The following is a 13,457-nucleotide window of genomic DNA, read 5'->3' as shown; positions in this document are numbered from 1 at the left end:
TCAGGCCGGCGCCCCCTCCCCCATCAACTGTCCGCCCCCCGCGCCGCCCTCCGGACCGAGTTCGATCAGCCAGTCGGAAGCGCGGGCCACGTCCTCGTTGTGCTCGATGGTGACGACGGAGTGGCCCGCGTCGACCAGGCGCTGGAGGACGTCCAGGAGGCGGGCGGTGTCGGCGGCGTGGAGGCCGGTCGTGGGTTCGTCCAAGAGGTAGAGGGTGCGGGCGGCGGGCCTGCGGCCCAGTTCCTTGGCGAGTTTGATGCGCTGGGCCTCGCCGCCGGAGAGGGTCGTCGCGGGCTGGCCCAGTGGGAGGTAGCCGAGGCCGACGTCCGCCATGCGGCGCAGGCGGGTGGCGACCGCCGGGACGTCGGCGAAGACGGTCAGCGCCTCGTCGACGGTCGCTTCCAGGATCTCGGAGATGTCGTGGCCGTCGTAGCGGACGGACAGCACCTCGTCGCGGAAGCGGCGGCCCTGGCAGGCGGGGCAGCGGACCTCGACGGCGGGCAGGAAGTGCATGTGCACGGTCAGGACGCCCGCGCCTTCGCAGCGTTCGCAGCGGCCTCCGGGCACGTTGAAGGAGAAGTGGCCGGGGGTCAGGCGCCCGCCCGAGGCCGCCGCGAACGCCTCGCGGATGGGGGTGAACGCCTCGGAGTAGGTGGCCGCGTTGGAGCGCGGTATGCGGCTGATCGGCTCCTGGTCGATGGTGACGACCTTGCCCAGGTGTTCCCAGCCGTCGATGCCGTCGTGCGCGCCGGGCGGGGTGGCGGCGCCGTGGAAGCGGCGGCGGGCGGCGCGGTCGACGATGTCCAGCAGCAGGGTCGACTTGCCGGAGCCGGAGGGGCCGGTGAGCGTGACCAGGCGGCCGAGGGGGATGCGTACGGTGATGTCCTTGAGGTTGTGTTCGCGCGCGCCGCGGACGACCAGGGCCGGGTCCGCGTCCGCTCGCCGCCGGGAGGCCGGTGCGGGCAGCCGTCCGGACAGGTAGGCGCCGGTGACCGAGCCCTCGGTGCGGGCGACCTCGTCCGGGGTGCCCTGGGCGACCACCCGGCCGCCGTCCCGGCCCGCGCCCGGTCCGATGTCGACGACGTGGTCGGCGGCGCGCAGCACCTCCAGGTCGTGTTCGATGACCAGGACCGTGTTGCCGAGGTCGCGCAGCCGGCGCAGGACGTCGATCAGGCGGGCCGTGTCCGACGGGTGCAGGCCGATGGTGGGCTCGTCGAGGACGTAGAGGACGCCCGTCAGGCCGGAGCCGAGGAGGGCGGCGAGGCGCAGGCGCTGGGTCTCGCCCGCCGACAGGCTGGGGGTGGGCTGGTCCAGGGTGAGGTAGCCGACGCCGACGTCGACCAGGCGGCGCACCCGCTCGGTCAGGTCGGCGACGACGGGCTCGACGAACAGCCATTCGTCGGTGGTGGAGCGGTCCCGGAGTCCGGCGAGCCAGGCGGCGAGTTCGGTGAGCGGCAGCCGGGCCGCGTCGACGATGCCGAGTCCGTGCACGGTGACGGCCCGGCTCTCCGGGCGCAGCCGCGTGCCCGCGCAGGCGCCGCACGGCTCCTTCAGCAGCACGCGCTCGGTCTTCTCCCGGTAGTCCTCGTCGTCGATGCGTTCGGCGTAGCGGCGCAGGACCGCCGTGACGACGCCTTCGAAGCGGCCGGCCGTGACCGTGGCGGGCGGTGCGGTGTCCGGGAAGTGGCGGCGGAACTCCTCGGACTCCACGCCGTACAGCAGCAGGGTGCGGGTGAACGGGGCGAGCTGGCGGATCGGGGTGCTGGCGGAGAAGGCGAGGCCGTAGTGCTCGGCCGCGGCCCGCAGCAGCGCCACGTTCCGCTCGGTGGCCTTCGGGTGCCAGCCGAGGACCGCGCCGTCCGCGACCGAGCGTTCCTCGTCGACCAGTTGCCGGACGTCCGCGCGGATCACCTCGCCGAGCCCGGTGCACTCGGGGCAGGCCCCGGCCGGCTTGTTGAAGGAGAAGGTGCCCATCACCAGCTCGGGGACGGGCGCGGCGCAGTGCGGGCAGGGCACCTGCCCGGGCTCGGCGTCCTCGTCGTGGGCGGAGGTGTGCGCGGGCGGGACGCGCTCCCCGCAGGACGGGCAGGGGCGGACGCCGATCCTCGACCAGAGGAGGCGGAGGTAGGTGAAGACCTCGGTGACCGTGCCGACCGTGGAGCGCGGGCTGCGGTTGGTGTGGTGCTGGTCGACGCTGATGGACGGGGACAGCCCGGTGATCGAGTCGACGGCGGGCTTGCTGACGAACCCGGTGACCATGCCCAGGGACTCCAGGTACTGCCGCTGGCCCTCCCGGTGGAGGGTGTCGAAGGCGAGCGTGGACTTCCCGGAGCCGGACAGGCCGGTCAGGACGACCAGCTTGTTCTTGGGCAGGGTGAGGGAGACGTTCTTGAGGTTGTGGAGACGGGCACCTGTGACGAGCAGGGAGTCGGCCATGGCTTCAAGTGTTCCATTGAAGCTCCTATTGGGACTTTTACCGCCACCTCTCGACTACTGGGGGGCGTAACCTTCAAATCCGTGAAGGAGAGCAAGCGACTGCGGCCGGTCGACCTCGCCCGCCTCGTCGGGGTCTCCGCTCAGCAGGTCCGCAACTACGAGGACGCCGGGGTGCTCCCGCCGGCCGACCGCACCGAGTCCGGCTACCGCGTCTTCGCGCCCGTCCATCGGGAGGCGCTGCTGACGTACCGGGCGCTGTCGAAGGGGTACGGGACGACCGGGGCGGCCCGGATCATGCAGACCGTGCACGCCGGGGACGTACCCGGCGCCCTGGCTCTCATCGACGCCGCGCACGCCGCGCTGCACGCCGAGCGCACCACCCTGGAGGCGGCGCGCGAGGCGCTGGAGACGCTGACGGAGCAGGAGCCGGCCGAGCTGCCCCGAGGTGGGCTGCGCGTCGGTGAGGTCGCCGCGCTGATCGGCGTACGGACCTCCGCGCTGAGGGTGTGGGAGGCGGCCGATCTGGTCGTGCCGGAGCGGGAACGCGGCACCGGGTACCGGCTGTACCGGCCCGTCGACGTGCGGGACGCGCGGCTCGTCCACACGCTGCGCCGCAGCCACCACCCGATCGACCGGATCCGCCCGGTGCTGGAGGGGCTGCGCCGGGAGGGCAGCACCGAGGCGCTGCGGGCGGCGGTCGCGGCGCGCGGCGACATGCTGACGGCCCGCACCAGGGCCATGCTCCGGGGCGCGGGCCGCCTCCACGACTACCTCGACTGCCGGGACTCGCTCGGCGCGGCCGGGACGACGACAGGACCGACAGCGGATGGGTCTGCCGGTGGGCCTCGCAGGCGGCAGACCGAGCCGATCTGACGCATCGGCAATTTCGTAACCCAACGGTCACCACACGATCTGGTCCGAATCAAGTCCCTCTCCTTAACCTGAAGTTGGGCAACGCGTCGGACGGGGGAGGTGCGGCGGTGCACAGACGGTTGCACGGGCGCGGGGCGCTGTTCGGGACGGATCCGCCCGGTCTGGCTCCGCGGCTGGTGGGGCTGCGTCCGCACCAGCACCGCGCGGTGGCCGTCGAGCATCCGCGCGAGGTGCCGTTCGTCGTGCTCACCGGGGCGCGCGGGCTCGGCAAGAGCGCCGTGCTGGAGGAGTTACGGGACGCCTACCGGGGGCACACACCCGTCGCGCTCGTCGACTGCGCCGCCCCCGAGTTCGCGGCGCCGCCCTCCGGACGGCCCGCCGAGGCCTGGTCGCCGCTCGCGCAGGCGCTGCTCGTCGTCGCCGAGCAGCTGGCCGCGCCGGTCACGGGGGCCGGGCGGATCCAGTTCCCGCGGCTGATGTCGGGGCTGGTCGCGGTCGCCGCCGGCGGCTGGGGCGACGCCGACTCCGAGCGCATCCGCAGCGAGGTCGAGCGGATCCTGCTGCTCAACGAGAGCGGGTCGTGGCTGTCGGGGCTCGCCGGGCGATGGGCCGGGAAGGTCGCCGCCAACGTCGTCACCGCCGTCAGCGGCACCGGGCAGCTGCTCACCGCGGCCATCGAGGCCACCCTCGACTCGCTGTCCGAGGGATTCGGCAACCGCCGCCACCAGCGGGCCTCCCTCTGGTACCAGGACTATCCCAACGCGGGCGGGCACGCCCGGCGCGGACTGATGCTGCTCTCCGGCCACTTCCGGGCCGGCGGCACCTCCCGGCTCCACGCCGAGCGCTATCTGGTGCGGGCGCTGCTCGCCGACCTCACCGACGCCTACTCGGGCGTACTGCCCCGTATGCAGCGCATCGGACGGCCGCTCGTCCTCGTCGACAACGCGCAGCACCCGCCCGGCCCCGGTCTGATCGACGCCGTACTGCGCGACCGCGCCGACGGCATCGCCGACCAGGTGGTGTTCTTCGCCGGGCTGCGCGGCACCGGGGAGTTCCTGCGCAGCGCCGTGCGACGGGAGCTGTCCGAGCTGGCCCGGCGCACCGACTGGACACCCGACGCGGGGGCGTCGTCCTCGCGGGCCCTGCTGGTGTCGCTGCCGCCGCTCAGCCCGGACGACACCCTGCACATCGTCGGCGCCGCCTGCGGCGAGCTGCCCGTGCCGCCCCAACTGCCGCACGCCACGCACCGGCTGACCGGCGGCAACCCGCTCGGCATCACCGTCCTCGCCGAGGCCGCCGCCCAGCGGCTGCCCGGCCCCGCAGCCCCGGCCGAACTGCTCACCGGCGAGGTACGGCTGGCCCAGGACCATCCCGGCGCGCCCGCCTACCGGGAACTCCTCGACCGGCTCGTCCCCGCCGACCGGCTCGGCGAACTCACCGTCCTCGCCGCCGCCCACGACTACGACTCCGCCTGCGCCCTCGCCGACGCCCTGCTCCCCGACGACTTCGGCCCGGCCGACGTACGGGCCCTGCAGACCCGGCTCGCGGACGAGGGACTGCCGGTCGTGACCGGGCAGTTCGTCGGGGACCCGTTCGTCCGGACGCTGCTGCTGCTCCGGCTCCACCACCAGGACGCCGGCCACGCGCGCTGGCGGTACGCCCACGAGACGGTGATCCGGCACTACGGGAGCGGCGGCGACGACGCCCTGCGCGCCGGATACCGGCTGCACCACCAACTCGCCCTGGGAGGCGCCGAGTCCGCCGTCGGCTATCTCCGCGACACGTTCCCCGTCCTGGACACCCGCACCTGGCTCGCCACCCTCCGCTTCGTCGCCGGCGCGCCCTACTTCCACGCCCACGACGACCGGGGCCGCGACTTCACCGGGCGCGGCGACCAGCGGGCGGCGGTCGCGCTGGGGCGCACCGACGCGGCGTACCGGATGCCCGACGGGGTGGCCGACCCGGCGCTGCATCTGCGGGTGCGGCGGCTGCTGCACGCGGTGTGGCAGCTGTCCGACCCGCTGGTGCTGCCCGACGCCACGGTGTGCGACCGGCTGCGGTTCGAGCTGGAGCAGCTGTCCAACCTGCGCCCGGCGGGCAACGCCCTGCTGTGGCGGGCCTCCCGGGAGTGGCCCGAGGACGCCCTCGCCGGACGGCCGCCCCGGCTGCCGGAGGACGACGACGACCAGCACCTGGGGGGTGCGTGATGCGACGCGGATTATGGGTCCGGCTGCGCGAGCACGTCTGGGAGATCCCGCTGCGCCGGTATCTCGCCCTGCTGCTCACCGCCGCGCTGGTCACCGGACTGGCCTTCGCCGTCCGCGCGGTCACCCGCGAGGACCGCTCCTGCGCCCCCGGCGTCGTACGCCTCGAAGGCAGCGACGAGTGCGTGGGCGTGTCCACGACGGCGTACGACTTCGGGCAGCCCCGGCTGCGGGAGACGCTCGCCGCGATCGAGCGGGAGAACCGTTCTCTCAAGGAGGGCTCCTACGTCACCGTCGCCCTCTTCGAGCCGTTCACCGCGACCGACCGCGACACCGTCAACCACGTCCTGCACCAGCTCCAGGGCACGTATCTCGCGCAGTACCGGGCCAACCACGCCGCCAACGGGCAGACCCCGGCGATCCGGCTGGTGCTCGCCAACCCCGGCGCGAGCGGGGAGCACTGGGAGCACACCGTGGACGAGCTGGAGCGCCTGGCGAAGGGCCCGGAGCGGCTGCGGGCGGTCACCGGCATCGGGCAGAGCACCCACAACACCAAGAAGGCCGTGCGGGAGCTGACCCGGCGCGGCATCTCCGTCGTCGGCTCCTCCATCACCGCGGACGACCTCGCCAACGGGCAGCACGGCACCGACCCGTTCCCCGGCCTCGCCCGGGTCGCCCCCACCAACACCGACGAGGCCCGCGCGCTGGCCTCCTTCGCCAAGGTGACGGCGGGGCGGGCGCTGCTGGTCTACGACAAGCCGGGCGACCCGTACACGCGCACCCTCCAGGAGTCGTTCGCGCGGCTCATCGAGGGCTCACCGTACGAGCCGCAGCCGTTCACCCCGCCCGCCGACCGCAGCCGGGAGGGCACCACGGCCAACACCTTCCGGCAGATCACCCACCTGGTGTGCGACACCTCCCGGGACACCGACACCATCCTCTTCGCCGGCCGCCACACCCAGCTGCGGCAGTTCGTCAACGCGCTCGGCGCGCGCGGCTGCCAGGACCGTACGTTCACCGTCCTCACCGGCGACGAGGGCTCCTACCTCACCGGCGACCACGACCTCGACCGCGCCGCCCTGCGCAATCTCTCCGTGCGCTACACCGCCCTCGCCCACCCCGACGCCTTCATCGAGGACCGGGTGGACAGCGGCGGCTCGGCCGCCGACACCCGGGAGCTGAACGGGATGCTGGCGAGCAGCCGCGGCGAGCCCATCGGGCCGATCGGTCCGATCGACCTGGAGGACGGGCAGCTGATCATCGCCTACGACGCGATGCGCCTCGCCGTGCACGGCATCCGCGAGGCCACCCCGGACGGGCGGACGGACCCGCCCCTGACCGACGTCGGACTCCAGTGGCCGCAGGTCAAGGGCTCGCTGCGGGTGAACGGGGCCAGCGGGTGGATCTGCCTGGACGTGCACGGCAACCCGTACGACAAGGCCGTCCCGATCGTGGAGCTGACGCCGCAGGGGCGGGCGAAGTTCGTGGAGATCGCCTGGCCGGAGGGGAAGCCGCCGGGGAAGGAGTGCCTGCCGCCGTCGTAGGTCTACGCCCGGAGGGGTCTACACCCGGAGGTGGGCGAGCAGCCGCTCGAAGCGGGCCCGCCACCCGGCCTCCGACTCCCCCTCGCCCTCGAACTCGTGCGTGAAGCGGAGGGCGCTGGCCCCCTCGCCGTCCCGCTCCAGATGGAAGCGGATCCGCCCGGCGCCCTCGACCGTGTACTCGGCGACCCGGTCCACATCCCAGGCGGTGACCCTGCCGGACCCCAGGTCACGCAGGGTGACCGCACCGCCGAGCCGGGGTTCCAGCACGTCGGCCGGGGTGAACCAGGCCGCCAGCCCTTCCGGGGTGGAGAACGCGGCCCAGACCGACTCCATGGTTCTCGGAAACCGCACCAGGAAGTGCAGGATGTGCGTGTTCCCGTGGGTCTGGCTGGTGCCCTGCTCGATGACTCCGGTCTTCGAACCGGTCTTTCCGGTCATGACACCAGCCTGACCCCTGGCCGGGGCTTGCGCACCTGGTCAGGGACGCCGGCCGCGCTCGTCCACGACGGCCCGCTCCAGGACGGCGAAGCGGCCGGTCACGTCCCCCTTCTCGAACCCCCACGGCACGTCCTCGACGAGCACCACCCGCTCCCCCAGGAACTCCTTGGTCTTCTTGTCGAAGATCAGCTCGGTGCGCTCCGCGCCGTCGACCCGGGCCACCGCCACCCCGTGCCGGCCGATCGCGTCGACCGCGTCGTCGACGACGAACACACCGTCGATCTTCGCCGCCGCCCGGTACAGCGCCGCCGCCTGGGCGGGCGGCATCAGCGACTCCCGGGACAGGTCGCCGACCAGCACGAAATTGGCCTCGTCCTTGCTGCCGCTGCCCTCGCTCACCTTGTTCAGCCACGCGAACATCTCGTCCGGGTCGGTGGGCAGGGTCTCCAGGTGCCGGTAGTTCGTGTTGGACGGGATGCCGGGGGTCGGCTTCTCCAGCAGCTCATGGTCCGACCTGGCGTACGGGTCGTGCAGCATGCCCGCCTGCGAGCCGTCCACCGACACCCACAGCTCGCGCTGGTGGACGGGCTGGAGCCGGGCCGGCCGGTCGTCGCCCGGGTGCGTCGTCCAGCCGCCCTTGCTCTTGATGTACACGAACTGGTCGTCCCGGATGTCCGCCGGCTCGTCGGCCTTCTCCGCCGCCAGCGCGATGTCCTCCAGCAGCGCCACGGCCTCCCTCGACGCGGCCGGGGCGGGCTCCCCGGAGGACGGCAGGGCGACGGTGAGGGTGGCGACGAGCGCTGCCGCGGCACCGGCGATCAGTGCGGGGCGGAGCCACCGGTTTCGGCTGCGGGCGGGGGCGGGAGCTTCGTCGGTGTGCCGGATCTCGGTCATCAGGTGCCCCTTGAGGAGTCGGTGACGGCCCGGCGGAAGGTCTCGTTCGGGAAGCTGGTTCATCGGTTTCCCTCCCTGATGGGCCTGACCGCGGTGGTGCGGTCACCTCTGATCTGTCCGCGCCCCGAAGGCGGTTCCATATGTTTCGCGAGCTTTGTCCTCGCCCGTGACAGCCGTGACCGTACGGTCCCCACCGGCACCCCCAGCGCCCGCGCCGCCGCCGCGTAGTCCAGCCCGGACCACACGCACAGCGCCAGCACCTCCCGCTCGGCCCGCCGCAGCCGCGCCAGCGCGGTCCGTACGGCGGCCAGCTGAGCCGCGTCGTCCACGCGCCCGGCGACCTCGTCCGCGAAGTCCCGCACCGCCTCGTCCCGCGGCAGCCGCGCCATCGCCGCCGCGTGCCGGCGGGCGGCGCGGCGGGTGTTGCGGGTGACGTTGGTGGCGATGCCGAGCAGCCACGGCCGCAGCGAGCCGCCCTCCTCGTCGAGGCGTTCCCGCAGCCGCCAGGCGTCGAGGAAGGTCAGCGAGACGACGTCCTCGGCGACCGCCCACTCCCCCGTGAGCCGGTAGGCGTGGTTGTAGACGGAGCGCGCGTAGGCGTCGAACAGCTCACCGAAGGCGTCGTGGTCCCCCGCGCGGATACGTGTCCGCAGATTCGTGTCCACGTCCCCTTGCCTGTCCGTACGGCAAAGGCCGGTTCCTGTGACTCGGGCCACAGGAACCGGCCTTGTGCGGTGCGCGGAGTGCGGGGCGTCAGAACCCGACGGCCTGGAGCGCCCCGAGGCCGACGTCGGCGTAGGAGTGCTTGCCGGAGACGAAGATGTTCACGCCGTAGTAGTTGAACAGCCAGCAGCCGAAGGCGGCCAGCGCCAGGTAGGCGGCCTTGCGGCCCTTCCAGCCGGCGGTGGCGCGGGCGTGCAGGTAGCAGGCGTAGGCGACCCAGGTGATGAAGGACCAGACCTCCTTGGGGTCCCAGCCCCAGTAGCGGCCCCACGCGTCGCCCGCCCAGATGGCGCCCGCGACGATCGTGAACGTCCACAGCGGGAACGCCGCCGCGTTGATCCGGTAGGAGAACTTGTCCAGCGAGGCCGCGGCGGGCAGCCGCTCCAGGACCGAGGAGGCGAAGCGGCCGGGCTGTCCGCCGCGGGCCAGCTTGTTCTCGTAGGAGTCGCGGAAGAGGTAGATGACCGTGCTGACCGCGCCGAGGTAGAAGACCGCGCCGCAGAAGATCGCCGTGGAGACGTGGATGTAGAGCCAGTACGAGTGCAGGGCGGGCACCAGCTGGTCACTGGCGGTGTAGAGGACGGTGACGGCGAGCCCGAGGTCGAGGAGGACCGTCGTGATCAGGAAGAGCCCGATCCAGCGGACGTTCTTCTTCAGCGCCAGCAGCACGAGGTACGTGCCGACGGCCACCGTGGAGAAGGTGATGTTGAACTCGTACATGTTGCCCCACGGCGCCCGCTCCACCGAGAGGGCCCGCGCGAGCACCCCGCCGAACTCGACGAGGAAGGCGAGCACGGTGAGCGAGACGGCGATCCGCCCGTAGAGGTCGCCCTTCTCGTCGCCGCCGTGCGCCCCGGGCCCGTCCGGCACGTCCCGCGCCCCGGCCTGCGCCCGCACGGTGACCTGCGGTCGCTCCAGCACGGCGGTGGCGCCGCCCTTGTTGACGGTCACGGCCGGGCCGGTCTTCGCCGCCGTCCCGGCGGGGGTGAGCGCGGCGGCGGTGCGGGCCACCTTGCTGCGGCTGCCGAAGAGCCATTCGGCGATGTAGGCGAAGAAGGCCAGGGTGTAGACGGCCATCGCGGAGTAGATCAGCGTGTTGCTGAGGCTCGCGAGATTCTCGTTCGTCGCGGCGGCGAGAGTCACTTGTGGTCAGACCCTTCGGCAGGTACGGGGGATGGTGCGGGGTCGTCGGCAGCGGGCGCGCCCGGTGCCTTCTCGTACAGGGTCGCGGCGAGGTCGCCCAGCTCCTCGGGCAGCTTGGCGGACTCGCTGCGGCCGAGCCCGGCCATCTCCACCACGGTGACACCGTCCGGGCCCTCGGTCGCCCGCACCCACACCCGGCGGCGCTGGACGAACAGGGAGGCGGACAGGCCGAGGATCGCGACGACGGCGCCGGCGAGTGCCCAGCCGCCGCCCGGCTCCTGCACGACCTGGAAGCCGGCCCACTCCCTGACCTCCCGCTCGAAGGTGATCGAGCCGGCGCCGTCGGGCAGCGTCAGGGTGTCGCCGGGCTTGAGCTGCTTCTTCAGCAGCTCGCCCTCGGCGTCCTTGAACTCCTTGAGGTTCTTCTTGTTGAGCTGGTACACGCTCTGCGGGATGCCCGAGTTCACGCCGAGGTCGCCGTGGTAGGCGGAGACCGCGAGCATCGGGTTCACCAGCGCCGGGAACTGCGACAGCATCGTGCCGCCGCCGTAGGTCGGCAGGAAGAACAGGTTGAAGCCGAGCTGCTCGCTCCTGCCCTTGGCGTCCTTGTAGCCGTCCATCACCTTGACGACGCCGGAGGAGGTGACGTTGCCGTCGAGCGGCAGCAGCGGCACCGCGTCCCGGTAGACGATCTTGCCGCGGCCGTCGCGGACCGTGACGACCGGCGCGTAGCCGTGGCTCACCAGGTAGACCTTGGCGTCACCGATCTCCAGCGGCTCGTTGACCTTGACGGTGGTGCGGCGCTCCTTGCCGTAGGCGCCCTCGCTGTAGGTCAGCTCCGCCTGGTAGGTGCGCGGGGTGCCCTTGTTGGGGCCGGAGGTCTCGTAGGTGCCGGTGAAGTTCTTCAGGTCGAAGCTGAACGGCACCAGGTCGTCGTTGTGGAAGAGGCTGCCGGACTTGAAGTCGTCGTACTGGGAGAGCGTGTTGGCGAACCCGTCGCCCTCCACGACCAGCTTGTTGCCCTCGGACTTGAACAGCTGGCCCCAGCCGAAGGCGACCAGCAGCACGATCAGCGCGATGTGGAAGGCCAGGTTGCCGACCTCGCGCAGATAGCCCTTCTCGGCGGCGACCGCGTCCCCGGCGACATGGGCGCGGAAGCGGCGCCCCTTGAGCAGCGCGAGCGCGGCCTCCCGCACCTCCTCCGGCTTGGCCTCGGTCCGCCAGGTGGTGTGCGCGGGCAGCCGGGTCAGCCGCTTGGGGGCGGCCGGCGGACGGCCGCGCAGCTGGCCGACGAACTGCCAGGTGCGCGGGACGATACAGCCGATGAGGGAGACGAACAGCAGGATGTAGATCGCGGAGAACCACACCGAGCTGTAGACGTCGAAGAGGCCGAGCTTGTCGTAGATCGGCGAGAGGGTGGTGTGCCGCTCGCGGAAGTCCTCGACCTTGGTGGCGTCGATGCCGTTCTGCGGGATCAGCGAGCCGGGGATCGCCGCCAGCGACAGCAGCAGGAGCAGCAGCAGCGCGACCCGCATCGAGGTGAGCTGCCGCCAGAACCAGCGCAGCCAGCCGAGCACGCCCAGCGCGGGCAGGTTGGGGGCTTCCTCGCGGGGGGCGGTGGACAGCTGGGAGCCGGCGGCGCCGAGGTCCTGGTCCTGGGCTGTTTCCCGGGCCGTCTCCTGGCCCGTTTCCCGGCCCTCGGGGGTGCTGGTTGTCGTCTTGCTCATGGATCAGATCCCCACAGTGAAGCCGTTGGACCAGACCTGCATCTCCTGGATGATGCGGTCCCACACGCCGGTCAGCAGCAGCACACCGGTGGCGATCATCATCGTGCCGCCGACGCGCATCACCCACACATAGTGGCGCTTGACCCAGCCGAACGCCCCGAGGGCCTTGCGGAAGGCGACCGCGGCGAGCACGAAGGGGAGGCCGAGGCCCAGGCAGTAGGCGACGGTCAGCAGGGCGCCGCGGCCGGCGCTGGCCTGCTGCATCGCCAGCGCCTGCGCGGAGGCGAGGGTCGGGCCGATGCAGGGCGTCCAGCCGATCCCGAACAGCGCGCCGAGCACGGGCGCCCCGGCCAGCCCCGCCACCGGCCGCTTGTGGAAGCGGAACTCGCGCTGGGTGAACCAGGGCATCAGGCCCATGAAGAACACGCCCATGAGGACCATGAGCACACCGAGCACCCTGGTCAGGGTCTCCTGCTCCTCGCGCAGGCTCTCGCCGAAGTAGCCGAACAGCGCGCCGCCGGAGACGAAGACGGCGGTGAAGCCGAGGACGAACAGCGAGGCACCGGCGACCATCCGGCCGCGCCGGGCCTCGGCGAGATCGGTGCCGGTGACGCCGGTCACATACGACAGATAGCCGGGGACCAGCGGCAGGACACACGGCGAGAAGAACGAGACGAGCCCGCCCAGCACGGCGATCGGCAGGGCGAGCAGCAGCGCCCCGTTGAGCACGGTCTGGTTGGGGTCGGTGGCCGCGGCGAGCGTGACGGTCACGTCACTTCCCCGACTTCTCCGCGAGGACCGGCTCGATCATGCCGCGCAGCTTCTCCTCGCTGAGCGCGGAGAGGGCGCGGGCCGCGATCCGGCCCTCCCGGTCGATGACGAGGGTGGAGGGGATCAGCTGCGGGTTGAGCGTGCCCTTCTCGAACCGGAGCATCAGCTTGCCGGTCGGGTCGTACAGGCTCGGGTAGGTGATCCCCTGCTCCTCCTCGAAGGCGAGCGCGGGGGTGGTGCTGGTGTCGCGGGTGTTGATGCCGACGAACTGGACGCCCTGGTCCTTGAGGTCCTTGTGGACCTTCTCGAAGTTCTTCGCCTCGAGCCGGCAGGGTCCGCACCAGGAGCCCCAGAAGTTGAGGACCAGGACCTTGCCCTGGTAGTCGGCGGTGCTGAGCCGCTTGCCGTCGATGGTCTCCCCGGACAGCTCGGGCGCCTTGGCGCGCTCGCCCTTCGCCGCCGTCGCGATGCCCGACTTGCCGGTGACCAGATTGGTGTCACCGCCGCCCGACGTTCCTCCGCCGGACGAGCACGCGGACAGCGCCAGCGCGGCGGCGAGGGCACCGGCGGCGAGCAGGGTGGTACGGCTGGCGGCACTCATGTGAAAAGTTTCGCATGTCCGTTCCGGGGATCTTGGGCACCCCCCTTACAGGTGGAAACCCCCATTTCAGAACGGCTTCCGGCGCCGTCGGAACCGCTTTCGG

At 72.3% G+C, this 13,457-nt stretch carries 11 protein-coding genes; 3 read left to right on the top strand and 8 right to left on the bottom strand.

Annotation, left to right across the window (positions count from 1 at the left end):
- Positions 1-2,436: an excinuclease ABC subunit UvrA gene (gene uvrA, locus ACIG0D_RS15305; RefSeq protein ID WP_399800438.1), complete on the bottom strand. Its 2,436-nt coding sequence runs from the start codon at positions 2,434-2,436 to the stop codon at positions 1-3.
- 81 nt (positions 2,437-2,517) lie between these two features.
- Between uvrA and ACIG0D_RS15300 the strand changes: the two genes are divergently transcribed.
- From ACIG0D_RS15300 to ACIG0D_RS15290, 3 genes are all read left to right on the top strand, one after another.
- On the top strand, positions 2,518-3,309 hold the full coding sequence (locus ACIG0D_RS15300) for a MerR family transcriptional regulator (protein WP_399800435.1): 792 nt from the start codon (positions 2,518-2,520) through the stop codon (positions 3,307-3,309).
- 107 nt (positions 3,310-3,416) lie between these two features.
- Positions 3,417-5,516, top strand: coding sequence for a hypothetical protein (locus ACIG0D_RS15295; RefSeq protein WP_399800433.1), 2,100 nt, complete (start codon positions 3,417-3,419; stop codon positions 5,514-5,516).
- Positions 5,516-7,057, top strand: a complete 1,542-nt coding sequence (locus ACIG0D_RS15290; RefSeq protein WP_399800430.1) for an ABC transporter substrate-binding protein — start codon at positions 5,516-5,518, stop codon at positions 7,055-7,057. The genes ACIG0D_RS15295 and ACIG0D_RS15290 overlap by 1 nt, the downstream gene beginning before the upstream one ends.
- Before the next feature lie 18 nt (positions 7,058-7,075).
- Here ACIG0D_RS15290 and ACIG0D_RS15285 read toward each other — a convergent pair whose 3' ends face one another.
- The 7 genes from ACIG0D_RS15285 to ACIG0D_RS15255 form a co-directional block, all read right to left on the bottom strand.
- A complete protein-coding gene (locus ACIG0D_RS15285) occupies positions 7,076-7,495 on the bottom strand; it encodes an SRPBCC domain-containing protein (RefSeq protein ID WP_399800428.1) in 420 nt (139 codons plus the stop codon).
- A 39-nt stretch (positions 7,496-7,534) separates the two neighbouring features.
- Positions 7,535-8,452 (bottom strand): CU044_5270 family protein, encoded by a 918-nt coding sequence (locus tag ACIG0D_RS15280; RefSeq protein ID WP_399800426.1) that lies wholly within the window; start codon positions 8,450-8,452, stop codon positions 7,535-7,537.
- Positions 8,449-9,054, bottom strand: coding sequence for an RNA polymerase sigma factor (locus ACIG0D_RS15275; RefSeq protein WP_399800424.1), 606 nt, complete (start codon positions 9,052-9,054; stop codon positions 8,449-8,451). The genes ACIG0D_RS15280 and ACIG0D_RS15275 overlap by 4 nt, the downstream gene beginning before the upstream one ends.
- A gap of 88 nt (positions 9,055-9,142) precedes the next feature.
- The gene (ccsB, locus tag ACIG0D_RS15270) at positions 9,143-10,255 is read right to left on the bottom strand and encodes a c-type cytochrome biogenesis protein CcsB (protein WP_399800421.1); all 1,113 of its coding nucleotides are present in this window, start codon (positions 10,253-10,255) and stop codon (positions 9,143-9,145) included.
- The gene (locus tag ACIG0D_RS15265) at positions 10,252-11,982 is read right to left on the bottom strand and encodes a cytochrome c biogenesis protein ResB (protein WP_399800418.1); all 1,731 of its coding nucleotides are present in this window, start codon (positions 11,980-11,982) and stop codon (positions 10,252-10,254) included. Before ACIG0D_RS15265 ends, ccsB begins: the two co-directional genes overlap by 4 nt.
- 3 nt (positions 11,983-11,985) lie before the next feature.
- Positions 11,986-12,753, bottom strand: coding sequence for a cytochrome c biogenesis CcdA family protein (locus tag ACIG0D_RS15260; protein ID WP_399800416.1), 768 nt, complete (start codon positions 12,751-12,753; stop codon positions 11,986-11,988).
- A 1-nt stretch (position 12,754) separates the two neighbouring features.
- Positions 12,755-13,354: a TlpA family protein disulfide reductase gene (locus tag ACIG0D_RS15255; RefSeq protein WP_399800414.1), complete on the bottom strand. Its 600-nt coding sequence runs from the start codon at positions 13,352-13,354 to the stop codon at positions 12,755-12,757.
- Between the last annotated feature and the right edge of the window lie 103 nt (positions 13,355-13,457).

The sequence above is a fragment of the Streptomyces sp. NPDC052773 genome (assembly GCF_044547145.1).
Lineage (GTDB): Bacteria > Actinomycetota > Actinomycetes > Streptomycetales > Streptomycetaceae > Streptomyces.
This window is presented reverse-complemented; position numbering and strand designations above follow the sequence as displayed.